25 protein-coding genes are annotated in these 25139 nt (G+C 76.0%); 17 read left to right on the plus strand and 8 right to left on the minus strand.

Features of this window, described 5'->3' with window-relative positions; genetic code table 11:
* Positions 1 to 23 precede the first annotated feature (23 nt).
* Positions 24 to 1079, plus strand: a complete 1056-nt coding sequence (locus tag ACFPBZ_RS08980; protein WP_378035687.1) for a DUF2855 family protein — start codon at positions 24 to 26, stop codon at positions 1077 to 1079.
* Here the strand turns inward: ACFPBZ_RS08980 and ACFPBZ_RS08985 are convergent.
* The gene (locus ACFPBZ_RS08985) at positions 1076 to 2272 is read right to left on the minus strand and encodes a protein kinase domain-containing protein (protein WP_378035688.1); all 1197 of its coding nucleotides are present in this window, start codon (positions 2270 to 2272) and stop codon (positions 1076 to 1078) included. The two genes, ACFPBZ_RS08980 and ACFPBZ_RS08985, sit on opposite strands and share 4 nt — an antisense overlap.
* Positions 2273 to 2367: 95 nt before the next feature.
* Here ACFPBZ_RS08985 and ACFPBZ_RS08990 point away from each other — a divergent pair, with 95 nt between their 5' ends.
* Positions 2368 to 2727 carry an Rv2175c family DNA-binding protein gene (locus ACFPBZ_RS08990; RefSeq protein WP_378035689.1) on the plus strand — a complete coding sequence of 120 codons (360 nt, stop codon included), beginning with the start codon at positions 2368 to 2370 and terminating at the stop codon, positions 2725 to 2727.
* Here ACFPBZ_RS08990 and ACFPBZ_RS08995 read toward each other — a convergent pair.
* Genes ACFPBZ_RS08995 through ACFPBZ_RS09010 form a run of 4 tightly spaced genes read right to left on the minus strand, consistent with a single transcriptional unit; the run spans position 2696 to position 6700 of the window.
* Complete coding sequence (locus ACFPBZ_RS08995; RefSeq protein ID WP_378035690.1) at positions 2696 to 3037, minus strand: hypothetical protein; 342 nt, start codon at positions 3035 to 3037, stop codon at positions 2696 to 2698. The two genes, ACFPBZ_RS08990 and ACFPBZ_RS08995, sit on opposite strands and share 32 nt — an antisense overlap.
* Positions 3038 to 3046: 9 nt before the next feature.
* Complete coding sequence (locus ACFPBZ_RS09000; protein ID WP_378035691.1) at positions 3047 to 4021, minus strand: phytoene/squalene synthase family protein; 975 nt, start codon at positions 4019 to 4021, stop codon at positions 3047 to 3049.
* A 34-nt stretch (positions 4022 to 4055) separates the two neighbouring features.
* On the minus strand, positions 4056 to 5540 hold the full coding sequence (gene crtI, locus ACFPBZ_RS09005) for a phytoene desaturase family protein (RefSeq protein ID WP_378035692.1): 1485 nt from the start codon (positions 5538 to 5540) through the stop codon (positions 4056 to 4058).
* 17 nt (positions 5541 to 5557) lie between these two features.
* On the minus strand, positions 5558 to 6700 hold the full coding sequence (locus ACFPBZ_RS09010; protein ID WP_378035693.1) for a polyprenyl synthetase family protein: 1143 nt from the start codon (positions 6698 to 6700) through the stop codon (positions 5558 to 5560).
* 128 nt (positions 6701 to 6828) lie between these two features.
* On the opposite strand from ACFPBZ_RS09010, the gene metF reads away from it, so the two are divergent.
* Positions 6829 to 7707 carry a methylenetetrahydrofolate reductase [NAD(P)H] gene (gene metF, locus ACFPBZ_RS09015; RefSeq protein WP_378035694.1) on the plus strand — a complete coding sequence of 293 codons (879 nt, stop codon included), beginning with the start codon at positions 6829 to 6831 and terminating at the stop codon, positions 7705 to 7707.
* A 14-nt stretch (positions 7708 to 7721) separates the two neighbouring features.
* Here the strand turns inward: metF and ACFPBZ_RS09020 are convergent, their stop codons facing one another.
* Together ACFPBZ_RS09020 and ACFPBZ_RS09025 are read right to left on the minus strand one after the other, a co-directional pair.
* Positions 7722 to 8399 (minus strand): LppM family (lipo)protein, encoded by a 678-nt coding sequence (locus ACFPBZ_RS09020; protein WP_378035695.1) that lies wholly within the window; start codon positions 8397 to 8399, stop codon positions 7722 to 7724.
* 30 nt (positions 8400 to 8429) lie between these two features.
* Positions 8430 to 9128 carry a GNAT family N-acetyltransferase gene (locus tag ACFPBZ_RS09025; protein WP_378035696.1) on the minus strand — a complete coding sequence of 233 codons (699 nt, stop codon included), beginning with the start codon at positions 9126 to 9128 and terminating at the stop codon, positions 8430 to 8432.
* A 298-nt stretch (positions 9129 to 9426) separates the two neighbouring features.
* On the opposite strand from ACFPBZ_RS09025, the gene ACFPBZ_RS09030 reads away from it, so the two are divergent.
* Both ACFPBZ_RS09030 and ACFPBZ_RS09035 read left to right on the plus strand, forming a co-directional pair.
* Positions 9427 to 9717 carry a hypothetical protein gene (locus ACFPBZ_RS09030; RefSeq protein ID WP_378035697.1) on the plus strand — a complete coding sequence of 97 codons (291 nt, stop codon included), beginning with the start codon at positions 9427 to 9429 and terminating at the stop codon, positions 9715 to 9717.
* A gap of 26 nt (positions 9718 to 9743) precedes the next feature.
* Complete coding sequence (locus ACFPBZ_RS09035; RefSeq protein ID WP_378035698.1) at positions 9744 to 10325, plus strand: SAV_6107 family HEPN domain-containing protein; 582 nt, start codon at positions 9744 to 9746, stop codon at positions 10323 to 10325.
* A gap of 4 nt (positions 10326 to 10329) precedes the next feature.
* Here ACFPBZ_RS09035 and ACFPBZ_RS09040 read toward each other — a convergent pair whose 3' ends face one another.
* Positions 10330 to 11199, minus strand: a complete 870-nt coding sequence (locus tag ACFPBZ_RS09040) for a ParA family protein (RefSeq protein WP_378035699.1) — start codon at positions 11197 to 11199, stop codon at positions 10330 to 10332.
* Between the two features lie 59 nt (positions 11200 to 11258).
* On the opposite strand from ACFPBZ_RS09040, the gene ACFPBZ_RS09045 reads away from it, so the two are divergent.
* The 12 genes from ACFPBZ_RS09045 to ftsW all read left to right on the plus strand — a co-directional run bounded on the left by ACFPBZ_RS09045 (position 11259) and on the right by ftsW (position 25128).
* On the plus strand, positions 11259 to 12005 hold the full coding sequence (locus ACFPBZ_RS09045; RefSeq protein WP_378035700.1) for a class I SAM-dependent methyltransferase: 747 nt from the start codon (positions 11259 to 11261) through the stop codon (positions 12003 to 12005).
* A 223-nt stretch (positions 12006 to 12228) separates the two neighbouring features.
* On the plus strand, positions 12229 to 12630 hold the full coding sequence (locus ACFPBZ_RS09050; RefSeq protein ID WP_378035701.1) for a DUF3040 domain-containing protein: 402 nt from the start codon (positions 12229 to 12231) through the stop codon (positions 12628 to 12630).
* A gap of 632 nt (positions 12631 to 13262) precedes the next feature.
* The gene (gene mraZ, locus ACFPBZ_RS09055) at positions 13263 to 13694 is read left to right on the plus strand and encodes a division/cell wall cluster transcriptional repressor MraZ (protein ID WP_378035702.1); all 432 of its coding nucleotides are present in this window, start codon (positions 13263 to 13265) and stop codon (positions 13692 to 13694) included.
* 202 nt (positions 13695 to 13896) lie between these two features.
* Entirely contained in the window at positions 13897 to 14886 is a 990-nt protein-coding gene (gene rsmH / locus ACFPBZ_RS09060) for a 16S rRNA (cytosine(1402)-N(4))-methyltransferase RsmH (RefSeq protein ID WP_378035703.1), read from the plus strand.
* The gene (gene ftsL / locus ACFPBZ_RS09065) at positions 14883 to 15611 is read left to right on the plus strand and encodes a cell division protein FtsL (RefSeq protein ID WP_378035704.1); all 729 of its coding nucleotides are present in this window, start codon (positions 14883 to 14885) and stop codon (positions 15609 to 15611) included. The genes rsmH and ftsL overlap by 4 nt, the downstream gene beginning before the upstream one ends.
* Positions 15612 to 15823: 212 nt before the next feature.
* Positions 15824 to 17539, plus strand: coding sequence for a peptidoglycan D,D-transpeptidase FtsI family protein (locus ACFPBZ_RS09070; RefSeq protein WP_378035781.1), 1716 nt, complete (start codon positions 15824 to 15826; stop codon positions 17537 to 17539).
* A gap of 24 nt (positions 17540 to 17563) precedes the next feature.
* Positions 17564 to 18172, plus strand: coding sequence for a TetR/AcrR family transcriptional regulator (locus ACFPBZ_RS09075; protein ID WP_378035705.1), 609 nt, complete (start codon positions 17564 to 17566; stop codon positions 18170 to 18172).
* On the plus strand, positions 18165 to 19823 hold the full coding sequence (locus ACFPBZ_RS09080; RefSeq protein ID WP_378035706.1) for a UDP-N-acetylmuramoyl-L-alanyl-D-glutamate--2,6-diaminopimelate ligase: 1659 nt from the start codon (positions 18165 to 18167) through the stop codon (positions 19821 to 19823). Before ACFPBZ_RS09075 ends, ACFPBZ_RS09080 begins: the two co-directional genes overlap by 8 nt.
* Entirely contained in the window at positions 19820 to 21292 is a 1473-nt protein-coding gene (locus ACFPBZ_RS09085; protein WP_378035707.1) for a UDP-N-acetylmuramoyl-tripeptide--D-alanyl-D-alanine ligase, read from the plus strand. The genes ACFPBZ_RS09080 and ACFPBZ_RS09085 overlap by 4 nt, the downstream gene beginning before the upstream one ends.
* Positions 21289 to 22356, plus strand: coding sequence for a phospho-N-acetylmuramoyl-pentapeptide-transferase (gene mraY / locus ACFPBZ_RS09090; RefSeq protein WP_378035708.1), 1068 nt, complete (start codon positions 21289 to 21291; stop codon positions 22354 to 22356). Before ACFPBZ_RS09085 ends, mraY begins: the two co-directional genes overlap by 4 nt.
* Positions 22349 to 23806: a UDP-N-acetylmuramoyl-L-alanine--D-glutamate ligase gene (murD, locus tag ACFPBZ_RS09095; RefSeq protein ID WP_378035709.1), complete on the plus strand. Its 1458-nt coding sequence runs from the start codon at positions 22349 to 22351 to the stop codon at positions 23804 to 23806. The genes mraY and murD overlap by 8 nt, the downstream gene beginning before the upstream one ends.
* On the plus strand, positions 23803 to 25128 hold the full coding sequence (gene ftsW, locus ACFPBZ_RS09100) for a putative lipid II flippase FtsW (RefSeq protein ID WP_378035710.1): 1326 nt from the start codon (positions 23803 to 23805) through the stop codon (positions 25126 to 25128). The genes murD and ftsW overlap by 4 nt, the downstream gene beginning before the upstream one ends.
* Positions 25129 to 25139: the final 11 nt, after the last annotated feature.

Genomic DNA, 25139 nt, shown 5'->3' on the forward strand with positions numbered 1-25139 from the left:
CGTATGACAAGTATGTTGGTGGGGTGACCTCTTCCCGGGCCCTCGAGTTCCTGCGTACCGACCCCCTGCGCACCACGAGGGTGGTGCCCGACCCGCTGCCCGCCCCGGGGCCCGGTGAGCTGCTGTTCGAGGTCGAGCGGTTCACGCTGACCTCGAACAACGTCACCTACGCCCGCCGCGGCGACGCCCTGGGCTACTGGGCGCCCTTCCCGGCGGGGGAGGAGGGGTGGGGTCGGGTCCCCGCGTGGGGGCTGGCCCGCGTGGTCGACGGCGACCCCGCCCTGGCCGCGCCCGGCGAGCTCTTCCTCGGCTACGTGCCCATGGCGACCCACGTGCTCGTCCGGGCGGAGGCGGTGTCCCACGGGCTGCGGGCCACCGCGCCCGAGTGGGCGGGCATGCACCCGCTCTACCGCGACCTGCTCCCCGTGTCCGGGGACGTCGACGACACCGGCCTCGCGGTCCTGCCCGGGGTCCCGGCGGCGGCCCACCTCGGGGAGGAGCTGCGCGGGGCGGCCCGGGTGGTGGTCTCGAGCGCCACGAGCCGGACCGCGATCACCGCCGCGGTGCTGCTGCGGCGGGCCGGGGTCCCGGTGGTCGGGCTGACCGCGGCGACCCGGGTCGGGCGGGCCGAGCGCGCGGAGGTCTACGACGAGGTCCTCGACTACGACCACGCGGGCGACGTGCGGCCCGCGCCGGGCACGGTCTACGTCGACGTGGCGGGCCGCCCGGAGGTCACCGCGGCGGTGGCCCGGGCCCTCGGATCGACCCTCGTGCGCAGCCTGCGGGTAGGCGTCACGCAGCCGGACGACGAGGCCCCGGTCGCGGTGCCGGGCCCCGCGGTCGAGCAGTTCAACGTGGGGCTGCGTCGCGTCGAGGTGGCCGCGGAGCGCGGCGAGGAGCAGCTGATCGCCCTCGAGCGCCGCGCCCGCGACCCGCTGGTGGCGTGGGCGGGGGCGCACCTCGTGGCGGAGCGCGTGCCGGGGCTGGAGGGCGCCCGGGAGGCCTGGACGCGGACGTGGCGGGGCGAGGTCGATCCGCTGGCTGCGGTGACGGTGGTGCCCCGGCCGGGAACGCCCTAGCCGGGCAGTCCCAGACCCCATCCGACGAAGCCCGCCGCGACGCTGACCGCGCTCACGAGCAGCACCCAGGCGCTGAACACCCGCCGCGACCGGATGCGGGCGCGCCGGCGGGCGTGGCGCTCCACGCGGTCGATGACGTCGTGGTTGTGGTTCGACCGGGGGGCGACGTCCTCCTCGGGCTCCTCCGGTTCCGGGGCCTCGTCGACCTCGTCGTCGGGCGCCGGGCGCGGGGTGGGCCCGCTGAACACCCGGGTCCCGGTGTGCGGCGGCGGCGCGGCGGCCCCGACGCGCGGGCGCCGCGGCGGCGCCACCGGGGAGAACGCGAGGGACTCCGCGGCGCGGGCCCGCCGGGCCTGCTCGAGGAAGGCGCCGGCACTCCCCAGGCGCTCCGCCGGGTCGCGGCGCGTGGCGGCGCGGACGAGGCGGTCGAGCGCGCGCGGGATGCCGGGGGCCCGGGTCGAGGGCGCGGGCACGTCGACGTTCACGTGCCGGTAGGCGACGGCGAGCGCGGTGTCGCCGCCGTGCGGGGGGACCCCGGTGAGCAGCTCGTAGAGCACCACCCCGGCGGCGTAGACGTCGCTGCGCTCGTCGGTGCGGCCGTGCTGGACCTGTTCGGGGGCGAGGTAGGCCGCGGTCCCGAGGATGAGGTCGTCCGAGGTGGAGCCGCCGGTGTCGAGCGACCCGTCGCCCGCGCCGTCCCAGGCGGCGGCGACGAGCCCGAAGTCGGCCACCTTCACCCGGCCGTCGGCGGCGACGAGCACGTTCTCCGGCTTCACGTCGCGGTGCACCATCCCGAGCCGGTGGGCGACGCTCAGCGCGGCGAGGATCTGCTCGACGACGGTCAGGGCGGTCGCCGGGGCGAGGCGCACCTGCTCGCGCAGGACGTCGCGCAGGGTGCCGCCCTCGACGAGCTCGAGCACCAGGAAGATCGTGCCGGTCTCGTCGTGCCCCTGGTCGTGGACGGCGACGATGCCCGGGTGCGAGAGCCGGGCGGCGGCGCGGGCCTCGCGCTCGAAGCGCCGGACGAACACCGGGTCGCGGGCCAGGGAGGGGTCCATGATCTTCACCGCGACCGGCCGGTCGAGGCGCAGGTCGGTCCCGCGGTGCACCGTCGACATCCCGCCGCGCGCGATCACCTCGCCCACGCGATAGCGCCCGTCGAGGACCGTGCGGGTCCCGGTGTCGCGCGCCATGCCCGGGATGCTAGGCGCGCCGTCGAGGGGTTCCGGGCGACGACGCGCTCCCGTCCGGAGGAGATGTGGCCCGTGGTCTGGCACGATGAGCCCCGATGACCGCCGCACTCACCGCTCTCGTCGGGCACGAGATCGAGGCCCTGTCGCTCGCCGAGGCCGGCGAGCGCCTCGACCTGCCCCGCACCCGCGTCAGCCAGATGATCAAGCAGGGCCAGCTCCTCGGCGTCCGCGAGGGCGACAAGTGGTGGGTCCCGGCCGCCTTCCTCGTCGACACCGGCGTGGTGAAGGGGCTCCCGGGCCTGATCACGGTGCTCCGCGACGGCGGCTACACCGACGAGGCGATCCTGCGCTGGCTCTTCCAGGAGGACCCGACGCTGCCCGGCGCGCCCATCGACGCCCTCCGCGCCGATCGCGGCGGTGAGGTCAAGCGCCGCGCGCAGGCCATGGCCTTCTGACGATCGTCCGGAGCGCGGGCGCGAGCGCCGCGGCCCGCCGCGGGCCCAGGAGCCGGACGAGCCCGGCCACCACCGCGGGGCCGTGCCACGCCCGCACCCGGTCGACGCCGTCGTCGCCGACCGTCACCGCGAGCAGCGTCGGCGCGTGCGGCGGGTCGTCGCCGTAGGCCTCGCGCCGCCACCAGGCCACGCGGTAGTCGGCCAGCGGGAGGACGTCGAGCGCGGGCTCCCGCCGCCTGACCTCCGCGGCCACCGCGCGGCAGCGGTGACAGTCCGCGTCGAACGCGAGCACGAGCTCGTCGGGCGGCACGGGCGCAGGTCAGGTCCTGCGGCGCGGACGGTTCCGCGCCGCGACCGCCCGCAGCAGGCCGGGGCCCGCCACCGCCGCCCGCCGGGCCTTCCCGACGACGACCCGGTGCGAGAACACGTCGTAGTCCGCCGCCACGATCTCGTCGAGGATGCCGCCGTAGAGCACCGAGGCCGTCCGCACGCAGGGGCGCGAGACCGGGTCGAGCAGCAGGATGCCGTCGTCGGCCCGCCGGTAGGTCGCGCGGGTCCGGGCCACCAGGTGGGCGAGGGCGCGGCGCACGCGCGGGTCGGTGCGGGCGTGGGCCCGGCACCAGAGCAGCAGCTCGCGGTCGACGTCGAACGCGGCGAGCTCGTCCATCGGCAGGTAGATGCGCCCGCGGTCGAGGTCCTCGGCGACGTCGCGCAGGAAGTTCGTGATCTGGAACGCGACACCCAGCGCGGCCGCCGACGGCTCCGCCTCCGCGCGCGGGACCACCGTGCCGAGCACCGGCAGGACCTGCAGCCCGATCACCGCGGCCGACCCGTGCACGTAGCCGGCGAGGTCGTCGAACGTCGCGTACTCGGTGACCGTGAGGTCCATCGCCATCGAGTCCATGAAGTCCTCGAGGTACCGGTGGTCGATGCCGTAGCGCTCGACGGTGTGGGCCAGGGCGGCGACCACGGGCTCGTCGTCGAGGACGTGCTCGCCCGAGAGCGCGACCCGCATCCGCGCCCGGACCTCCTCCAGGCGCGCGACGACCTCGTCGAGACCCGCCGCCCCGGGGGCGTCGACCACGTCGTCGGCCATCCGCGCGAACCCGTAGAGCGCGTGGATCGCCGGGCGCTGCGCGGGCGTGAGCAGCCGCGTCGCGAGGAAGTAGGTACGCCCGTGCTCGGCGTTGAGCGCCCGGCAGCGGGCGTAGGCGTCGCGCAGGGCGGGGGAGGTGATGCCCGCGGCGTCGAGCTCCCCGGCGGCGGCCCGCGGGGGCACGACGACCGCCGTCACGGCCGGGCTCCGGGACGTCCCGTCTCCGCCGGTGTCACGACGAGGTCCTCCGGCCGACGATCCGCTCGGCGGCGAGCTTGCCCGACACCACCACGGTCGGGACACCGACGCCGGGGGTCGTCCCGCAGCCCGCGAGGAAGGCGTTCCTCGCGCCCCTGACCCGGTTGCCGGAGCGGAACGGGCCGGTCTGGGCGAACGTGTGCGCGGCCGAGAACGGCGTCCCGGCGGCCATGCCCATCCGCTGCCAGTCGGCGGGCGAGATGGCGTGCTCGGCGACGATCCCGGTACCGACGTCGATGCCACGACCGGCGAGGACGCCGAGCAGCTCGTCGCGGTACCGGGGGCCCATGCGGTCCCAGTCGAGGTCGGGGCCCCGCTCGAGGTTGGGGCACGGCGCGAGCACCGACACGTAGTCCCCGCCCGTGGGGGCGAGAGTCGGGTCGGTGGCGGTGGGCCGGGTGATCAGCAGCGACGGGTCGCGCATGAGCTCGCCCCGCGTGATGATCTCGTCGAACGTCGACGCCCAGGCGTCGCCGAAGGAGATCGTGTGGTGGCCGAGGTCGTCGGCCCGGCGGTCGAGCCCGAGGTGCACGACGTAGGCCGAGGGCGACCAGCGCAGCGGCACCGCGCGCCGCGGCGTGCGGCCCAGCAGCTCGTACACCGCGGGCAGGTCGAGGGTGAGGACGACCGAGTCGCACGGCAGGGTCCCGCCGGCGGTCTCGACCGCGGTGACCCGGTCGCCGCCCCGCGTCAACCCGGTGACGTCGGTGCCGTAGCGGAAGGTCACGCCCGCGGCCTCGGCGGCGTCGGCGTAGGCCTGGGGCAGCGCCCGCACCCCGCCGGGGACGCCGTCCTTGCCGCGCGGGAAGTAGACGCCCGCGATCGTGTCCATGTAGGCGATGACGCCGTAGGCGGCCAGCGCCTTCGCCGGCGGCACCCCGGCGTAGAGGGCCTGGAAGGAGAAGATGCGGCGCAGGCGCTCGTCCTGGAGGAACTTCGCGATCCGCGGCCCCAGCCGGCCGAAGCCGCCGAGCATCCCGAGGCGCACGAGCTCGGGGGAGAGCGCGTCGAGCGGGGAGTCGAAGTTGGCGTCGATGAACGTGCCCATCTGCACCCGGTAGAGCTCGCCGAGCCAGTCGCGCAGGCGCCGGTAGCCGTCGGCGTCGCGGGCGGAGACCTTCTCGCGGACCTCCTGCTCCATCGCGTCGGCGTCGGTGAGCACGTCGATCTCCGACCCGTCCGCGAAGCGCGCGTTGTACGCCGGGTCGAGCCGCACCAGGTCCAGGCGGTCGCCCAGCTTCTCGCCGACCGCGGTGAGGGGCTCCTCGAGCAGGTCGGGCATCGTCAGGACCGAGGGGCCGGTGTCGAGCCGGTACCCGCCCTCGAGATCCAGGCGGCCCGCCCGGCCGCCGGGGTGGGTCTCGCGTTCGACGACGGTGACCTCGCAGCCCGCGCCGCGCAGGTGCAGCGCGGAGGTGAGCCCGGCGAGGCCCGCGCCGACGACGACCACGTGGGTCACGGAAGTACTCCTCTGGATCAGAAGGTGCGCCGGGTGGCGGCCACCGCGAGGGTGGTCAGGCGCTCCCGGGCGTCGGGGTGCAGCTCCACGGCGTCGCCGGAGTCGAGGGCGTCGAGCGCGGAGGCGGTGAGTGTGTCGATGCGCTCCTCGACCTGGGCGACCACACCGAGGTCGACGAGGGCGGACCGGGCGGCGTCGACCTCGGCCGGCGTCAGGTCCTGCTTGCCGAGCGCCTGTTCGACCGGGGCGGCCGCGGCCGGGTCGGGGTGGCGCCGGGCGAGGGCGACGAGCAGCGTGCGCTTGCCCTCGCGCAGGTCGTCCCCGGCGGGCTTGCCCGTGACGGCCGGGTCGCCGAAGACGCCGAGGAGGTCGTCGCGCAGCTGGAAGGCGATGCCGAGGTCGGTGCCGAAGCGGCGCAGCGCGCCGACGAGGGCGTCGTCGGCGCCGGCGATCGCGGCCCCGAGGTGCAACGGGCGCTCGATCGTGTAGGCGGCCGTCTTGTACCGGCTGATGCGCAGCACACCCTCGGGCGTGGCGAGGTCGGTGGCGTGCCCGACGACGTCGAGGAACTGGCCGGCGAGCATCTCGGTGCGCATCGCGTCCCACACCGGGGCCGCCCGCCCGAGGGTCGTGGCGTCGAGGCCCGCGCCGCGCAGCATGTCGTCGGACCAGGCGAGGGCCAGGTCGCCCACGAGGATCGCGATCGCGGCGCCCAGGCGGTCGGGCTCGCCGATCCACCCGCGCTCGCGGTGGCGGGCCGTCCAGCGCGCGTGGACCGTGGGGATGCCGCGGCGCAGGTCGGAGTCGTCGATGAGGTCGTCGTGCACGAGGGCGCAGGCCTGGACCAGCTCCAGGGCCGAGACCACCCGCAGCACCACGTCGGGCGACGTCCGCCCGGCCGTGGGGCCGTCGGCCGCGCGCCAGCCCCACCAGGCGAAGGTGGGACGCAGGCGCTTGCCGCCGCCGAGGGCCATCGCGGAGAGGTCGTCGACCGCGTCGACGAACTCGGGCGCGAGATCGGCGCACACCTCGCGCCGGGCGGCGAGGAACCGGTCGAGCTCGGCCGTGACCGCGGCCGGGAGCTCGGCCTCGATCTCCTCGACCCTCCGGGCCGTGTCGGTGCCGTCGTACGCCGTCGCCAGGGTCCGGCCGCTCGTCATCCGTACTCCCATCGCCGGTCAGCGGGCGCCAGAGTAGGGAAAGATCGGCCGACCGGCCGGGTGGGAACGGCGCGTCGGGCGTCACACGATGGCTCCGCATCGGACACCTCGCCACGTATGGTCACCGGATGGCCACTGTCATGGACCGGATCCAACGGGGGACGCCGACCTTTTCCGTGGAGTTCTTCCCGCCCAAGAACGACGAGGGCGAGCGCACGCTGTGGAACACGGTGCGGTCGCTCGAGCCGCTCGACCCGGCCTTCGTGTCGGTGACCTACGGGGCGGGCGGATCGAGCCGCGACCGCACCGTGCGCACCACGGGCCGCATCGCGACGGAGACGACGCTCACCGCGATGGCCCACCTCACCGCGGTCGACGCCTCGATGGAGGACCTGCGCCACGTCATCGGCTCGTACGCCGAGGCGGGCATCCAGAACGTCCTCGCGATCCGGGGCGACCCGCCGAACGACAAGGACGCCGAGTGGGTCCCCCACGCGGCCGGCCTGCAGTACACCGAGGAACTGGTCCACATGGTCCGGCGCCTGGGCAACTTCTGCGTCGGGGTCGCGGCCTTCCCCTACATGCACCCGCGCTCGGAGGACGAGGAGTCCGACACGCGCTTCTTCCTGCAGAAGGTGAAGGCGGGCGCCGAGTTCGCGATCACGCAGATGTTCTACGACGCCGACCAGTTCCTGCGGATGCGCGACCGGATCGCGGCCGCCGGCTGCGAGATCCCGATCATGCCGGGGCTCATGCCGATCACGAACCCGCGGGCGATGGAGCGCGGCGCCGACTTCTCCGGCGCGGCCCTGCCGAAGGTCATGCAGGAGCGCCTCGAGCCGCTCGTCGACGACGCCGCCGCGTTCCGCGAGGCCGGCATCGACCTCTGCGTCGAGCTCAGCCAGAAGATGTTCGACGAGGGCGTCGGCAACATCCACTACATCAGCATGAACCGCCACCCCGCCGTGGTGGACGTGGTGCGGCGCCTGGGCGTGGCCGCGGGCTGAGGGTCCCGGCCGCGTCAGCGGCGCGCCCGGCGGTCGACCCTCGGGCGCGTCGCGGCGGCGAGGGCGAACACCACCCCGGCGGCGACGAGCACCACCACGGTCAGCAGCAGGGCCCAGCTGATCCACGAGGGGGCGTTGGGGTCGGGGTACTCGGCCACCGCGTTGACCTCGCCGACCTCCCCGGCCGTGAAGGTCCAGCTCACGACGCCTTGGGACACAGTGCCGTCGGTCTGGCGGACCGTGCCGGGGAAGGCCATCTTCAGCTGGACGTCGGCGCTCTCCGGTGCGACCCGCGTGAGGTCGACCTGGCCGGAGAGGATCACCCGGTCGCCCGCCCGGCGCAGCTGCAGGCGCACGGCCGACGACGTCGTCGGGCTGATCTGCGGGAGCAGGCGGGAGACCTCGTCGAAGCTGAGGTCCTCGAACGCCAGGTGCGAGCCGACGTAGCCGTCCTGCTCGTAGCGGGTGACGGTCACGTCGCCCTCGAGGTCGGACGGCACCTGCAGCGGCGGGCCGTTGCCCCCGGGGGTGCCGTCGGGCGTCCCGATGTCGACGGTGCCGGACACCGTGTCCTGCGGGGACACCGCCAGCCCGGCGCGGACGCGGACGCACCCGGCGCCGAGCAGCCCGACGAGCGCCAGCAGGAGGGCCAGCAGGACCAGGGGACGACGGCGGGACGGCACGGCGGTCATCGTGCCAGGCGGGTCCGACGGCGCCGGGTGTCAGTGCCGGGTGTCGGGGTCCAGGGGGAGCCGGCGGCCGAGGACGGCGAAGGGCCGGGGGTCGCTGGAGAAGCGGTGGTGGCGCAGCACGTCGCGGAACCCGCAGCGGCGGTAGAGCGTCCACGCCCGGGTGGGGTCCGGGGCCTCGGGGGTCGAGAGCAGGACGTGGCCGGCGTCGGGCCGGGCCAGCAGCCGCCGGAGCAGCGCCTCCCCGAGGCCGTGGCCCTGGGCGTCCGTGCGCACGTGCAGCTCGGTGAGCTCGAAGTAGTCGCCCAGGTAGGCCTCGGGGTCCTCGTCGAGCGGCCAGTCGTCGAGGTCGGGGGCGGGCTGCCCGCCCGGGGTGCTCCCGCCGCCCTCGCCCAGCAGGCGACCGAGGCCGCCGCCGAAGAGTCCGCCCGACGACCGCGCGGGGCGGGCGCCGCGGCGGACCCCCCGCCGGACCTCCTCGTACCACCACTGGCCGGGCGCGCCCGGGTAGCCGTAGGCGATGCCCCGCAGGTCGTCGTGGGCGTCGATGGCGGCGACCGCCCGCCAGCCGGCGCGCCGCGAGTGCTCCAGCCACATCGGGGCGCGCTGCCGCGCGGTGCCGGCCGGGTAGCCCATCGCGCGCACGTAGAGGTCCAGCGCCTCGTCCAGACGACGGCCGAGCTCGGACGGTTCGAGGTCCACCAGGCGGGTGTCCTCGGGGGCCGCGGTCACCCGCGGATCCCGGACGGCGCCGGCGCCTCGGACTCCATCGGCCCATCTCATCACGCCGGGCGACGGCGATCACGCCCCGTCCGGCGGACGGTCGACGAGGTGCCCGTCCGGACGACTTGACGGGCGGCAGCGGGCAGGGTTCACTCGTGCTGGTCGAACACATGTTCGACACGTCGGGTCGGCGAGACGTGGGGAAGCGTCTCGCCGGCCCGGCCGCCGCCGGCTTCCCCACGGTGGCAGGCCAGGACCGTCCCCGCATCCGGCGGGGCGGGATGAGTGCGCCGCCCGTGGAGGACGCATGGTTCGCAGCCCGTCGCCGGTCCAGGTCCGGTGCGTCGACGGGGACCCCGTCGAGTTCCACCGTCGACCGAACCGGCGGGACAGCCACTACCTGGTCACCGAGGTCCAGGAGCGGTGGATCGAGGAGTCCCGCTGGCCGTTCCGGTCGATCATGCCGGTCGGGGGAGACCGGTGCCGGTGCTGGCGGGTGCTCGCGCGGCGCTCCGACGAGCCGCACCTGCCGGCCGACGAGTTCGTGCTGCGCATGCGCTCCGGTCCGGGGGTCTGGGACCTCCGCCGGCCGGCCTGACCCACCCCACCGTCCGGGAGGACACCATGAGCATCTCCACCACCGGCCGCCGCCTTGACGACCTCGACGACCTCGCCGCTCCGGCCGACCTGTTCGACACCGGGGCGCTCCTGGCCCCGCCCCCGCCCGCCGGGTCGGCGGGCAGCCGGCCCCGTCGGGCCGCGGTCGCCGGCCGCCGGGCCGACGCCCGCGAGGCGCGGTCCACGGCGGCACCGCGACCGCCGGCGCCACCGCCGAACCGCTCGGTGGTCACGCTCATCAGCGCCGCCCGCGACGGGCTCCGCGAGGCCCAGGGCGCCGCGACGCCGGCCGAGCGCTTCCGGCTGGCGCACCTCGGGGCGCTGCGGGCGGCGGCCGCGGTGCTGGCGGTGCGCGCCCGGTCCAAGCGCAGCGCCCGGCCCACCGACGCGTGGACGCTGCTCGCCTCCGTCGCCCCCGAGTACGGGGAGTGGGCGGCGTTCTTCGCGTCGCACTCGTCCACCCGGTCGGCGGTGGAGGCCGGGGCCACCCGCCTCGTCGGGCAGCGCGACGCCGACGACATGGTGCGTCAGGCCGACCTGTTCCTGGGGCTGGTCACCCGCACCGTGGGCGGTTCCCGCCCGATCTGAGCGGTCAGCCGGTGCGGCGTGGGCCGTCGCGGCGGTCGCGCGCGCTGTGCCCGGCCCGCACGATCCGGCCCAGCAGGTTCTCGAAGTGCTGGGAGATCTCCCGGGCGCCGGGGGTGTCCCAGCGCTGGATGGGCACGCCGGCGCCCTGGGCCTGCTGGACGGCGCTGCGGTCGGGGATGACCCCGGGCAGCACCAGCGGGCCGAACAGCTCCCGCAGCTCGTTCACGCGGAACTCGTGCTCGGCCGAGCGGGTGCGGTACTTGTTGATCAGGACGCCGAGCGGCTGCAGGCGGGGGTTGTGCGACCGCTCGGCCTGCACCGCCTCGAAGGCGCGCTGCACGCCCGACACCGCGAAGATCGTCGGCTCGGTGACCAGGACCGCGCGGTCGACCGCGACCAGGGCGGAGCGGGTCAGCTGGCCGAGCGAGGGCGGGCAGTCGATGAGGACCAGCTCGTAGTGCGGCAGCCGTGACCCGGCGCCGGCCCCGCGGGGGCGCGCCAGGGGCTCGCCCTCGTCGCCGACGGCCCGGGGGAGGGCGGCGAGCAGGCGCGAGAGCCGTCCGAGGCGCTGCGAGCCGGGGTCGGGGTGGTTGTGGCGCTCGATGTCCTCCGAGCCGACGAGCACGTCGACCGTGTCGTCCCACGAGCTCGGGGCGATCGAGGTCGCGAGCACGGCGGGGGAGGGGTGCTCCAGGGCGTCGGCGATGGTGGTCTCGCTCTCGGCCGGTTCCAGGGCCGTGGTGGCGTTGCCCTGGGGGTCGAGGTCGATGACGAGGGTCCGCAGTCCCTTGCGGGCGGCGGCGCCGGCCAGGCCGAGGGTCACGGTGGTCTTGCCGACCCCGCCCTTGAGGCTCAGCACACCGGTGACGTACACGTGAGGCAACGTACCGGCTGTCGGGCGGATCACCGACGGGTGAGCACTACGGTGTGGCCGTGACCGCTCGCCCGACCGCGCTCCCCGACACCGACGTCGTCGCGGCCGCCCTCCGCGAGGAGCTCGCCGCCGTCGCCGGGCGGCAGGCCGTCCCGCGGGTGCTCGACGTCGGGGGCGGCAGCGGCACCTGGGCGGTCCCGCTCGCCGTGCACGGGTGCGAGGTCACGGTCGTCGACTCGAGCGCCAACGCGCTGGCGGTCCTGCGCAGCCGGGCCCGCGACGCCGGGGTGGCCGACCGCGTCCGGGCCGTGCAGGCCGACGTCGACGCGCTGGCCGACGTCACCGGCGGGCTCGGCGCCGACCTCGTCCTCGGGCACGGCCTGCTCGAGTACGTCGACGACCCGGCCGGCGCCGTCCACGCCCTCGCCGCCGCCACGGCGCCCGGCGGACTGGTCTCGGTCCTCGTGGCGGGCCGCCACGCCGCGGTGCTCGCCCGCGTGGTGGCGGGCCGGGTGTCCGAGGCCCGCCGGCTGCTCGCCGACCCCGACGGCCGGGCGGGACCGGGCGACCAGCTGCTGCGGCGGATGGAGACCGAGGAGGTGCGGGCGCTCGTCGAGGCCGAGGGCTCCCTCGTGGTGGAGCGGGTGCAGGGCCACCGGGTGCTCGCCGACCTCGTGCCCGACCACGCCGCGGACGGCGGTGTCGCGCTCGCCGACCTCACCGCGCTCGAGGAACTCGCGGCCGTCACGCCCCCGCTGCGCGATCTCGCCTCGCGGATCCACGTCCTCGCCCGGCGCACGCCCTGACCGTCGGAGTCGATCGCCACGCTGTGCTCCGTGTTGATCGCGGCGTGTCGTGGTGGGACCCATCTCACCGGCCGAAAGAATGATCGTCCCGGGAACAGAGCGGTCCGGGTAGTCGGACTGGCGGAGGGCTCGTACGATGAGGGGCAGCCATCCCGATGATGTGCCGATCGCCCCCTTCGCCCGGGTCGGTCACTCGCTCTCGTTCCGGTGCCGGAGGAGAAACATGCCGCTCTCCGAGCACGAGCAGCGTCTGCTCGATCAGATCGAGCGCGCTCTCTATGCCGAGGATCCGAAGTTCGCCTCCACCGTCCGCGGTGGTCGACTTCGCCGCCCGTCGCGACGCCGTCGCGTCCAGGGCGTCGTGCTCTTCGTCGTCGGGGTCGCCGCGCTCGTGATGGGCCTCGTCTTCCAGTGGTTCCCCGGGGGCTTCCCGGTGGTGAGCGTGATCGGCTTCCTGATGATGTTCGCCGGGGCCGTTCTCGCGATCACGGCCACGGGAGGCAAGAAGGGTGAGGCCGCCGCCGGTGAGGCCGAGGGGAAGTCCCCGGCCGCCAGCGAGAAGGAGAAGAGCCGCTTCACCACGAAGATGGAGGAGCGCTTCCGCAAGCGTTTCGAGCAGGAGTAGCCCTCCCCGCTCAGCACCGCGCCGTCGACCCCCCGGGTCGGCGGCGCGTTCGTGTATCCGGGCCCGGTCACCCCGATGATCATCAGGACGTGGGGCCGGCCGCGGGCGCCGTCGGGATGCCCCCTGTGCCGCTCGGCCCCGCCGGGCCGCCCCCACCTCGCCCCACCGGGCCGCCCCACCGCGCCCCACCGGGCCGCTCCCGACGCGGCGACGGCGCCCCGGGCCCGCCTTCTCGCGGGAATGAGCACGACGAGCGCCCCCGTGGCAGGGCCGGAGCCCCGCGACAGGGCGAACTCCCCCCACCTCGCCCCACCCGGTCCTCCACCTCGCCCCACCCGGCACCCCACGAGCCCCCACCGGGCGCCCCACCGCTCCCCACCGGGCGCCCCACCCCGCCCCCGAGCAGGCCGGACGGGCCCCGCAGGCGTGTCGGAACCCCCTCGGGACACCCGGGTCGGGGATCGTCGAGATCGGTTTCCCCCACGTCCCCCACCCCTCCCCACCTGGGCTGACCTGGGCGAACTCCACCGATCGGGGAGCGGACACCGCCCCGGCGAGGTTGAAGGTGGAGCGCGGTGGGGTATTGTGGTGCGCAGTGGGGCGAACGGGGGCCCCACCGGGGAGGTGGAGCCGTGTTCCTCGGCACCCACACCCCCAGGTTGGACGACAAGGGCAGGCTGACCCTGCCCGCCAAGTTCCGCGACGAGCTCGCTGGGGGGCTGATGATCACGAAGGGGCAGGACCACTGCCTGTACGTGTTCCCCCGCGACGAGTTCGAGCAGATGGCCCGCAAGGTCGCCGACGCTCCCTTCACCGACGAGCGGGTCCGCGCCTACCAGCGCTACCTGTTCGCCGGCACGGACGAGCAGCGGCCCGACTCGCAGGGTCGCATCCCGATCACGGCGGAGCTGCGGCGCTACGCCGGCCTCGACCGGGACTGCACGGTCATCGGGGCGGTCACCCGCCTCGAGATCTGGGACTCGGCGGCATGGCAGACCTACCAGGACGCCCACGAGGACGACTACGCGCAGGCCCAGCAGGAGGTGCTGCCGGGGGTCTTCTGACCCCGGTGGCGCGAGAACAGCTCGGACGGACCGGGTGCCGTGAGGCCCCGACCCGCAGGGTGACGGCCCTGGCTCCCCTTCCCCGGAGCCAGGTCCGCCTGCCCTGCGGGCCGGGACGTGACGGCATCGGGACCCGCTCCGGGCGCCCCGCCGGAGGCGGTACCCAGGCAGGACCACCAGGGCGGACGGGGGAGGCGCGACCATGGAGCCCGACGCGCCCCCGCCGCACGAGGTCCCGACCTCTCAGCGCCACGTCCCGGTCCTGCTCGCCCGCGTGCTCGAGCTGCTGGAGCCGGCCGTGAGCCGGCCCGGCGCCGTCGTCGTCGACGGCACCCTGGGCATGGGCGGCCACGCCGAGGCCCTGCTCGCCCGGCACACCGGGCTCACGCTCGTGGGGCTCGACCGCGACCCCGAGGCGCTGCGCCTCGCGGGGGAGCGCCTCGCCCCCTTCGCCGACCGCACCCACCTCGTGCACGCCGTGTTCGACGAGATCGCCGAGGTGCTCGACGACCTGCGCCTCGGCCCCGTGCAGGGCGTCCTGTTCGACCTCGGGGTCTCCTCCCTGCAGCTCGACGAGACCGGGCGCGGCTTCTCCTACTCACGCGACGCACCCCTCGACATGCGCATGGATCCCACGACGGGCCCGAGCGCGGCCGACGTGCTCAACACCTACGCGCCCGGCGAGCTGGTGCGCGTGCTCCGGGACCACGGGGAGGAACGCGCGGCCAAGCGGATCGTCGAGGCCGTCGTTCGTGCGAGGCGGCGGGCTCCGCTGCGGACCAGCGCGGAGCTCGTCGCCCTCCTCGAGCAGGCGATCCCGGCCGCGGCTCGGCGTACCGGGGGACACCCGGCCAAGCGGACGTTCCAGGCCCTGCGCATCGAGGTCAACGGGGAGCTCGACGCGATCAAGGGCGCGATCCCCGACGCCGTCGACGTCCTCGCGCTCGGCGGCCGCATCGTCGTCATGAGCTACCAGTCGCTGGAGGACCGCATCGTCAAGAGGGTCCTCGCGGCACGGTCGCGACCCACCGCGCCGCCGGACATGCCGGTGCTGCGCGAGCAGGACCAGCCCGAGCTCACGCTGCTGACGCGCGGCGCCGAGCAGGCCGACGAGCAGGAGGTCGCCCTCAACCCGAGGGCGGCATCGGTGCGGCTGCGCGCCGCGGAACGCGTCCGGGAGGCGGCGGCATGAGCTCTGGCACGCTCGAGCGCGGGACACGGACCGCCGAGCCCACCCCGCGCCGGACCCCGGCGGCGAGGTCCACCAGCTCCACGGCGGCCGGGGCGAAGGCCCGCGCCACCAGCAGGCGGACCCCGGCCCCCTCGGCGAGGAAGGCCCGGACCACGGCCCTCGTCCACGCCGAGGCCACCGGCGGCACCGCCCCGTTCGTCCTGCTGATCATGGTCCTGCTGACGTCGGGCCTCGTCGCGACGCTGTGGCTCTCCACCGCCGCGGCGGCCGACTCCTACCGGCTCGACGACGCCCGCCAGGCCACGCGCGACCGGACCGAGGAGGTCGAGCGGCTGCACCGCGACGTCGCGGCCATGCAGTCGGCGCCCGCGCTCGCGGCGGCCGCCCAGCGGATCGGGATGGTGCCGGCCGGCGTGCCCGCGGTGATCCTGGTGCGCGCGGACGGGACCAGCCAGGTCGTCGGCACCCCGCAGAAGGCGAAGGCCGCGGCGCCGCCGCCCGCCCCCGTGCCGCCGCCCGCCGCCCCCGCGAACGGCGCGCCCGACCCCGAGGCCCTCGCGGCCGACCCCGCCACCGGGGTCCAGGCCGCCACGAACGGCACGCCCGCCCCGCCCCCCGCGGGAGCCGGGACGACGACCACCGCGCCCGCCGCGCCCACGAACGCCACGGCCGGCACGACGAACGCCACCGCCGGGACGACGAACGCCGCCGCCGGAGGCCGCTGATGCCGCGCCCGCCCGCCACACTCACCCGCCCGCCGTCCCGGGACCGCGGCCGGGGTGGCGGCTGGGACGACCGCCCGCCGCCGCGCCGGCCGCTCCCGCCCTCCGGCGCGCCGGCGTCGGGACCACCCCGGCCGCCCGGCCCGCGCCGCGGGACCCCCCGCCCGCCGGATCCCCGGCGGCGCCTGCGGATCGGGCGTCTGGTGCTGGTCGTGATGCTGCTGATCGCCGCGGGCAAGCTCGTCGAGGTCCAGGCGATCAGTGCCGGCGACCTCGCCGCCGACGCGGCGAAGCAGCGGATGACCAAGCAGGTCGTGCCGGCCGAGCGCGGCGCGATCCTCGACCGCACCGGCACGCCGCTGGCGTTCTCGGTGGAGGCGAAGGCCCTGGTGGCCAACCCGCGCCGGATCACGGCCGACTGGTCGAAGCCCGAGATCCGCGACACCCCGGGCTCGCCCACCCCGGAGCAGCGCAAGGCGCAGATCGCCCAGGGGATGGGCGCCATCCTGCGGACCGACCCCGCGCCGTTCTACGCGGCACTCATGAGCGACCGCGCCTACGTCGTGCTCGCCCCGCTGGTCGACCCGACCGCGGCGCGCACGATCCGCCAGCAGTTCCCCGAGATCGCCCAGGAGGACCGCGAGTCCCGCCAGTACCCGGCCGGCGACGTCGGCGGGTCGGTGGTCGGCAGCGCGTCCTGGTCGATGGACAAGGGCCGCATCAACGGCAACGTCGGGCTCGAGAGCGCCGAGGACAAGGTCCTCGCCGGCGCCGACGGCTACCGCGTGGTCGACACCGCCGAGGGCAGCGACGCGGTGATCCCGGGCTCGACGCGGGCCGAGCAGCCCGCCCAGGCCGGCAGCGACGTCGTCCTGACCCTCGACGCCGACCTGCAGTACACGGTGCAGGACCGCCTCTCCGCCTACGTGGCGCGCACCGGGGCCAAGGACGGCAGCGCCGTGGTCCTCGACGCGCAGACCGGCCAGATCCTCTCGCTGGCCAACGCCGGCGTCGGCGGCGCGCCCGTGCAGGGCGACCCGGCGGTGACGACGCCCTTCGAGCCGGGCTCGGTCAACAAGGCCGTCACCTTCTCCGCCGCGCTCGAGGCGGGCCTCATCCGGCCCGAGGACGTCGTCACGGTGCCGGGCAACATCAAGGTCGCCGACCGCACCATCAACGACGCCTGGTCGCACGGCCCGGTCCCGATGACGATGAACGGCATCCTCGGCAAGTCCTCGAACGTCGGGACGCTGATGACCGCGCAGCGCGTGGGGCCCGACCGGTTCGCGGACATGCTCGCGAAGCTCGGGATCGGCACCCGCACCGGCGTGGAGCTGCCCGGCGAGAGCGGCGGCTCGGTGCCGCCGCGGGAGGAGTGGTCGGGCTCGACGTTCGGCAACCTCCCCATCGGACAGGGCCTGTCGATGACGACGCTGCAGATGGCGAGCATGTACCAGGCGATCGCCAACGACGGGGTCCGCGTCCCGCCGCGGGTCGTCTCGGCCACCGTCGGCCCCGACGGGGTCCGCACGCCGACCGCCGCCCCCGAGCCGGTGCGGGCCATGTCCCCGCAGACCGCGGCCACGATGCGCCAGATGCTGCAGTCGGTCACGCAGACCGCCAAGAGCCCGAACGAGGGCACCGGCGCGAAGGCGTCGATGGACGGCTACCCGGTGGCGGGCAAGACCGGGACCGCCCAGCAGGTCGACCCGAGCTGCGGCTGCTACGCCAAGTCGACCTACTGGATCACCTTCGCCGGCATGTTCCCCGCCGAGAACCCGCGCTACGTCGTCGCGCTGATGCTCGACGCCCCGCCCGGCGGCGACTCCGCGGCTCCGCTGTTCCACGACATCGGCACCTACCTCGCCGCCCACGGCGACGTGCCGGTCTCGACGGCGCCGCCGCGCGTGGTCCCGCTGCAGCTGCCGTGAGGTCCTGATCCCACACTGGTCGCCGTGACGGCGACGACGATCCCCGAGGGCACCGGCCGGCGGCGGGAGCTGCTCGACGCCGCGTACCGCCGGGTGCTCGACCGCGGCTGGGACGACCTCGACCCGGTCCCGCTGGCGGAGGGGATCGGGACCACCCCGCCGGAGCTCGCCACCCTGTTCGGCGACCGGGACGGCCTCGTCCGGGCCCTGCTCACCCGCGCCCGCACCGACCAGTTGCGGGCCCTCGACGCCCTGCCCGACGAGGCCGGGCTCGTCACCGTCGCCGAGGCGCTCTGGGGCGTGCTCGCCGCGCCGACGCAGCGGGGGCTCGGGCGGCTCTGGCTGCAGGCCTACAGCCGCTCGGTGGGCGACCCGACGGGCCCCTGGGCGGGCTTCGCCGCGCAGACGGTGACCGACTGGGACCTGCTGCTCGCCGCCCACCAGCCGACCCGGCGGGGCACCACCGCCGCGGGGGTGGCCGAGCGGGTGCTGGTGCTCGCGGTGCTGCGCGGCGCCCTGCTCGACCTCCTCGCCACCGGCGACGAGGCGCGGGCGGGGGCGGCGGTGCGGGCCCACCTCGATGCTCTCGGGCGCACCGAGGGCGCGGGTGGGTCCCATCCGGACGGTGAGTAACCTTCCGCGCGTGCCGCCCGCGCCCAGCCGGACCGCCGTGGAGCCCCCGGTGGAGTCCCCCGAACCCCGGGGAGAGGCAGCGCCCGACGACGATCCCGTCCGCCCCCGGACGATCCGCACGACGACCCTCGCGGCCCTCGTCGCCCGGATCGCCGAGGCCACCGGGATCGCCCCGGAGCTCCTCGGCGACCCCGCCACGACCGTGCACGGCGCCACGCTGCGCGCCCACGAGGCCCGCCCGGGCGACCTCTTCGCCGCCCTGCCCGGGGCCAGCGCCCACGGGGCCGACTTCGCCGCGCAGGCCCTCGACCGGGGCGCCGCCGCGATCCTCACCGACGCCGCCGGGGCGACCCGCGACGTCGTCGGGACGGTCCCCGTCCTGGTGCACCCCGACCCACGGGCGGCGCTGGGTCCCGCCTCGTCGCTGATCCACGGCGACCCGTCGACGCACCTGGCCCTGCTCGGCGTCACCGGGACCAGCGGCAAGACGACCACCGTCTACCTGCTCGAGGCCGCCCTCGCCGCCGCCGGCGCGACCACCGGACTGATCGGCACCATCGAGACGCGGATGCGCGGCCGGCACGTGCCGAGCGCCTTCACCACGCCCGAGGCGCCCGACCTGCAGCGGCTGCTCGCGACGATGGTCGAGCAGGGCGTCACCCACGCCGCGATGGAGGTCTCCAGCCACGCCCTGGCCCAGGGGCGGGTGGGCGGCACGGCCTTCGCGGTCGGCGCGTTCACCAACCTCTCGGCCGAGCACCTCGACTTCCACCCGACGATGGAGGACTACTTCGCGGCGAAGGCGCGCCTGTTCGACGGCCGCGCCGCCCACCACGTGGTCTGCGTCGACGACGAGTGGGGTCCGCGGCTGGTCCGGCCGGGCACGGTCACGGTCAGCGCGACCGGGGTCGGGGCCGACTGGACCGCGGCCGACGTCGTCGCCCGCCCTGACGGCACGCAGACCTTCCGCGCCCTCGGGCCCGGCGGCCTCGACCTGCCGGTGGAGCTGCGTCTGCCGGGCGGGTTCAACGTCGCGAACGCCCTCGTCGCGCTGGCCTGTGGGCAGGCCGCGGGCCTCGACCCCGCGGCGCTTGCCGCCGGGCTGGCCGCGGTGACCGTGCCGGGGCGCATGCAGCGCGTCGACGCCGGCCAGCCGTTCCTCGCGGTCGTCGACTACGCCCACAAGCCCGCCGCGGTGCAGGCGTTGCTGACGACGTTGCGGGAGGAGGCGGGCCAGGGCCGGCGCAGCGACGGGGGACCGGCCGGCCGGCTGCTCACGGTGCTCGGCTGCGGTGGCGACCGCGACCGCGAGAAGCGGCCCGTCATGGGCGCCCTCGCCGCGCAGCTCTCCGACCTGGCCTGGATCACCGACGACAACCCCCGCAGCGAGGACCCGGCCGCGATCCGCGCCGCGATGCTGGACGGGGCGCGGAGCGCCGAGGGTGCTCGTGCGACCGTGATCGAGGAGGGCGACCGCCGCACCGCGATCCGGGCGGCCGTCGCCGCCGCCCGGCCCGGGGACGTGGTGGTCGTGGCCGGCAAGGGCCACGAGCCGGGCCAGAAGGTGGGCGCCGAGACCCTGCCCTTCTCCGACGTGGACGAACTGAGGGCCGCCCTGGCCGACCCCGCCCTGCGAGAGGATCCTGCGTGATCGACCTGACCCTCGCCGAGGTCGCCCGCCTGGTCGGCGGACGGCTGCACCGGGCGACCGGGGACGAACGCGTCACCGGCACGGTCGAGTTCGACAGCCGCGCGGTCGGCCCCGGCGGGCTGTTCGTCGCGCTGCCGGGGGAGCGGGTCGACGGCCACGCCTTCGCGCCGACGGCCGTGGCCGCCGGAGCGGCCGGGGTGCTGGCCTCCCGGGAGGTCGACGCGCCCGCGGTGATCGTCGAGCCGATCCGCGGGGCCACCGTCTCCGAGGCCGCCCACGACGAGGGCGGCGCGGCGGTGCTCGTCGCGCTGCAGACCCTCGCGCGCGCCGTCGTGGACCGGCTGGACGGCCTGCGCGTCACCGGCCTCACCGGCTCGTCGGGCAAGACCTCGACCAAGGACCTCGTCGCCACCCTGCTGGAGCTCGACGGGCCCACCGTCGCCCCGCCGGGCAGCTTCAACAACGAGCTCGGGCACCCCTGGACGGTCCTGCGGGCCGACCCGACCACCCGCCACCTCGTCCTCGAGCTCTCCGCCCGCGGCCCCGGGCACATCGCGTCGCTGTGCCGCGTGGCGCCGCCGCGGGTCGGGGCCGTGCTCAACGTGGGGTCGGCGCACCTCGGCGAGTTCGGCTCCCGGGCGGCGATCGCGGCTGCGAAGGGCGAGCTCGTGGAGGCCCTGCCGGCCTCGGGCGTCGCGGTGCTGGGCGCCGACGACCCGGTGGTCGCGGCCATGGCCGGGCGCACGCTCGCCCGCGTGGTGCACGCCGGGCGGGCGGCGGAGGCCCACGTCCGGGCGGTCGACGAGGTGCTCGACGACGAGGGCCGGGCCCGGTTCCGCCTCGTCACCCCGGTCGGGGAGGCCGACGTGGCCCTCGGGCTGCGCGGGGCGCACCAGGTCGACAACGCCCTCGTCGCCGCGGCGATCGCCCTCGAGACCACGGCGCTGACGCCGGGGCAGGTGGCGGACGCGCTGTCGGCCGCGACCCCGCGCAGCCGCTGGCGGATGGAGGTCGGCGAGCGCGCCGACGGGGTGAAGGTCCTCAACGACGCCTACAACGCGAACCCCGAGTCGATGCGGGCCGCGCTGACGACCCTCGCGGCCATGGGGGGACGGCACACGGCGGTGCTCGGCCCGATGGCCGAGCTGGGCGACGACGCGGACGCCGCGCACGCCGAGCTGGGCCGCCTCGCGGCCAGCACCGGCCTGCACCGGCTCGTCGTCGTGGGGGAGGCCGCCCGCGGGGTGCACGAGGCCGCGCGCTCGGCGGGCCTCGCGTCCGACCTGGTGCCCGACGCCACGGCCGCCGTCGAGGCGGTCCACGCCGAACCCGGGGACGTGGTGCTGGTCAAGGCCAGCCGCTCCGCCGGGCTGGAGAAGGTCGCGCAGGCACTGATGGACCACCGCAGCGGTCAGCGGAGCACGCTGGCAGGGAAGTCCGGCCTGGCGAGCGGGGAGGGGGCGCAGTGAGGGGCGTGCTGGTCGCCGCGGGGGTCGCGCTCGCGGTCTCGATCCTGCTCACGCCCTACGTGATCCGGCTGTTCATCCGGCAGGGCTTCGGGCAGGAGATCCGCGAGGAGGGCCCGCAGAGCCACCAGGGCAAGCGCGGGACCCCGACGATGGGCGGGGTCGCGATCCTCATCGCGATCTGGGTGGGCTACCTCGCCTCGCACCTCACCGCCGACGTCTCGATCTCGGCGTCGGGCCTGCTGGTGCTGCTGCTCATGACGTCGCTGGGCGTGGTGGGCTTCCTCGACGACTTCATCAAGATCCGTCGGCAGCGCAACCTCGGGCTGAACAAGACGGCCAAGCTCGTCGGGCAGTTCGTCACCGCCGTGATCTTCGGCGTGCTCGCGCTGCAGTTCCGCGACGAGCAGGGCCTCACCCCGGCCTCGACGAACCTCTCGTTCGTCCGCGACATCGCGGTGGTCGGCTTCGGGACCTTCGGGTTCATCCTGTTCTGCTACCTCATCGTCACGGCCGCCTCGAACGCCGTGAACCTCACCGACGGCCTCGACGGGCTCGCCGCGGGCATCTCGGCGATGGTGCTCGCGACCTACCTGATCGTCTCGTTCTGGCAGTTCCGCAACGCCTGCGGCACCGCGATCGAGGCGGGCTGCTACCAGGTGCGCGACCCGCTCGACATCACCCTCGTCGCGGCCGCGGGCATGGGCGCCTGCATCGGGTTCCTCTGGTGGAACGCCGCCCCGGCCCGCATCTTCATGGGCGACACCGGCTCGCTCGCGCTCGGCGGCATGTTCGCGGGCCTCGCGATGGTCACCCGCACCGAGCTGCTGCTCGTGGTGCTCGGCGGGGTGTTCGTCGTCGAGGCGCTGTCGGTGGTCCTGCAGGTCGCGGTCTTCCGGACGACGAGGCGTCGCCTGTTCCGCATGGCGCCGTTCCACCACCACTTCGAGCTCGCCGGGTGGGCGGAGACCACCGTGATCATCCGGTTCTGGCTGCTCGCGGCGATCTGCTGCGCTCTCGGGCTGGGGCTGTTCTACAGCGAGTGGCTGGCCGCGTCCGGTGGCTGACGGGGAGTTCACCGGCCGGCACGTCCTCGTCGCGGGGGCGCGGCGCACCGGCGCGTCCGTGGTGGACGTGCTGCTCGAGGTGGGCGCCCGGGTGACCGTCGCCGACGCCGACCCGGCCCAGCTCGACACCCTGGCCGACCGGAAGGCCGCGTTCTCCACCGACCTGACGGCGCTGCCCGCGGGCTGCGACCTCGTCGTCACCAGCCCCGGCTTCCGGCCCGACTCGCCGCTCGCGCTGGCCGCCCGGGCCGTCGGCGTCGAGATGATCGGGGAGCCCGAGCTCGCCTGGCGCCTGGGCCACGACCCCGCGGTCTGCCCCGACGGCCCGCCCCGCTGGCTCGCGATCACCGGCACCAACGGCAAGACCACGACGACCGGCATGCTCGAGGCGATCCTGCTGGCCGCCGGCGCCGACGCCGTGGCCTGCGGCAACATCGGGCTCCCGGTGGTCGACGCCCTGCGCGCCGGGCACCGGGTGCTCGCCGTGGAGCTCTCCAGCTTCCAGCTCGAGTGGTCGCCCTCGGTGGCGCCGTTCGCGGGGGCGGTGCTCAACGTCGCCGACGACCACCTCGACTGGCACGGCTCGATGGCGGCCTACGCGCAGGCGAAGGCGCGCGTGCTGCGCGGCGGCATCGCGATCGGCGGGCTCGACGACGAGCGCGCGGCCGCCCTGCTGCGCGCGGCCCCCGGACGGCGAGTCGGGTTCACCCGCGGCGAGCCGGGGCCGGGGGAGATCGGCCTCGTGTCGTCGCGCGGGGTGGGCACCATCGTCGACCGGGCCTTCGACGACTCGGGCGCCGAGGACAGGCACCCCGCCGCGCTCGCCACCACCGGCGACATCGCGCCGCCGGGGCTGCCCGGGGAGGCCAACGCCCTCGCGGCGGCCGCCCTCGCGCGGGCCCACGGGGTGCCCGCCGCGGCGGTCGCGGCCGGGCTGCGCGCCTACGCGCCCGGCGCCCACCGGGGCGCCGTCGTCGCCGAGTCGGGCGGCGTGCGCTGGCTCGACGACTCCAAGGCCACCAACCCGCACGCGGCCGCCGCGTCGCTCGCCGCGCACTCCCGCGTGGTGTGGGTGGCCGGCGGGATGCTCAAGGGCGCGGAGGTCGACGACCTGGTGCTCGCCCACCGCGGGCGGTTCGCCGGAGCGGTGGTGCTCGGCCTCGACCGGGGCCGCTTCCTCGACGCGCTGGCCCGACACGCCCCCGAGGTGCCGGTCGTCGACGTGGGCGGGGGCGACGATGGCCGGATGGACCCCGATGCCATGACGAGGGCCGCGGCCGCCGCGTCGTCCCTGGCCCGCCCCGGTGACGTCGTGCTGCTGGCCCCGGCCGCGGCCTCGATGGACATGTTCCGCGACTACGCCGCCCGGGGGGACGCGTTCGCGGCCGCGGCCCAGCGGGTCGCCGGTGTGGCCGGCCGCGAGGCCGACCCGTCGTCGGACACGCCGTGACGGCCTCCCCGGCGCGCGAGCGGCGGAGCTCCCCGCGGACCACGCGCGCCACCCGCACCCGGCAGGCGCCGCCCGACGTCCGGGCGCTCGGCAGCGCGCTCTCGCAGTGGCTCGGGCGACCGCTGACGAGCCTGCACCTGGTGCTCGCCGTCTTCGGGCTGCTCACCGCCCTGGGCCTGGTCATGGTGCTCTCGGCGTCGTCGGTGAACGCCTACGCGGCCGGCGGCTCGTCGTACGGCGTGTTCTTCCGCCAACTGACCTTCGCGGTGCTCGGCGCCGGCCTGTTCTGGCTCGGCCTGCGGATCCCGCCGCGCCGGTGGCGGGCGGCGAGCCCGTGGCTGCTCGTCGGCTGCCTCCTCCTGCTCGCGCTGGTGCTGGTGCCCGGCCTGGGGGCGCAGGTGAACGGCTCGCGCTCGTGGTTCCGGTTCGCCGGCGTCTCCCTGCAGCCCTCCGAGCTGACCAAGGTGGCGCTCGCGCTGTGGGGGGCCCACGTCCTCGCCCGGCACCGGCCCGCGCCCCGCCGCTGGCGCCAGGCCCTCATGCCGGTGGTCCCGGTCGCCCTGCTGATCCTCCTGCTCGTGATGCTGCAGCCCGACCTCGGGACCACGATCTCGCTCGGGGTCATCATCGTGTCCCTGCTGTGGTTCGCGGGCGCCCCGCTGGGGCTGATGGCGCTGCTCGGCACGTCGGGCGTGATCGGGGCCGTGGTGCTCGGCGTGGTGGCGAGCTACCGGCAGAGCCGCATCGTCGCGTTCCTCGACCCGGAGAACGCCGACCCCCTCGGTCCCGCCTACCAGGCGCGCCAGGCGCTGTACTCGCTCGCCGACGGCGGCGTGTTCGGTCAGGGGCTGGGCCAGGGCCGCGCCAAGTGGAGCTACCTGCCCAACGCCGACAACGACTTCATCTTCGCGATCATCGGCGAGGAGCTCGGCTTCCTCGGGGCGTTCGCGGTGATCGCCCTGTTCTGCACGCTCGCCTACACGGGGCTGCGGATCGCGGCGCGCTCGGCCGACCCGTGGATCCGGATCGTGGCCTCGACGCTGACGGTGTGGCTCGTCGTGCAGGCGGCGATCAACATCGGGTACGTGGTCGGGCTGCTCCCGGTCACCGGGATCCCGCTGCCGCTGGTGTCCTCCGGCGGCACCTCGCTGGCCCTCGCGCTCTTCTCCGGCGGCCTGCTCGCCAACTTCGCCCGCCACGAGACCGACGCGGCCGCCGCGCTGCGCACCCACGGCCAGGGCCGTCTCGCGCGCGCCCTGCGCCTGCCGCTCCCCGAACCACCCCATCGCCCCGAACCCCACCGCCCCGCCCGGGCGACCTAGGAGGCCCCCTC

The sequence above is a fragment of the Actinomycetospora atypica genome (assembly GCF_042653685.1).
Lineage (GTDB): Bacteria > Actinomycetota > Actinomycetes > Mycobacteriales > Pseudonocardiaceae > Actinomycetospora > Actinomycetospora atypica.

Bases quoted from the DNA above. Each gene is read 5' to 3' on its own strand.
- ftsL (WP_378035704.1), top strand. From the start codon at position 14,883: ATGAGCTCTGGCACGCTCGAGCGCGGGACACGGACCGCCGAGCCCACC.
- ACFPBZ_RS09020 (WP_378035695.1), bottom strand. From the start codon at position 8,399: ATGACCGCCGTGCCGTCCCGCCGTCGTCCCCTGGTCCTGCTGGCCCTC.
- ACFPBZ_RS08990 (WP_378035689.1), top strand. From the start codon at position 2,368: ATGACCGCCGCACTCACCGCTCTCGTCGGGCACGAGATCGAGGCCCTG.
- metF (WP_378035694.1), top strand. From the start codon at position 6,829: ATGGCCACTGTCATGGACCGGATCCAACGGGGGACGCCGACCTTTTCC.
- ACFPBZ_RS09070 (WP_378035781.1), top strand. From the start codon at position 15,824: ATGCTGCTGATCGCCGCGGGCAAGCTCGTCGAGGTCCAGGCGATCAGT.
- ACFPBZ_RS08985 (WP_378035688.1), bottom strand. From the start codon at position 2,272: ATGGCGCGCGACACCGGGACCCGCACGGTCCTCGACGGGCGCTATCGC.
- ACFPBZ_RS09050 (WP_378035701.1), top strand. From the start codon at position 12,229: ATGCCGCTCTCCGAGCACGAGCAGCGTCTGCTCGATCAGATCGAGCGC.
- ACFPBZ_RS09010 (WP_378035693.1), bottom strand. From the start codon at position 6,700: ATGACGAGCGGCCGGACCCTGGCGACGGCGTACGACGGCACCGACACG.
- ACFPBZ_RS09030 (WP_378035697.1), top strand. From the start codon at position 9,427: ATGGTTCGCAGCCCGTCGCCGGTCCAGGTCCGGTGCGTCGACGGGGAC.
- ACFPBZ_RS09035 (WP_378035698.1), top strand. From the start codon at position 9,744: ATGAGCATCTCCACCACCGGCCGCCGCCTTGACGACCTCGACGACCTC.
- rsmH (WP_378035703.1), top strand. From the start codon at position 13,897: ATGGAGCCCGACGCGCCCCCGCCGCACGAGGTCCCGACCTCTCAGCGC.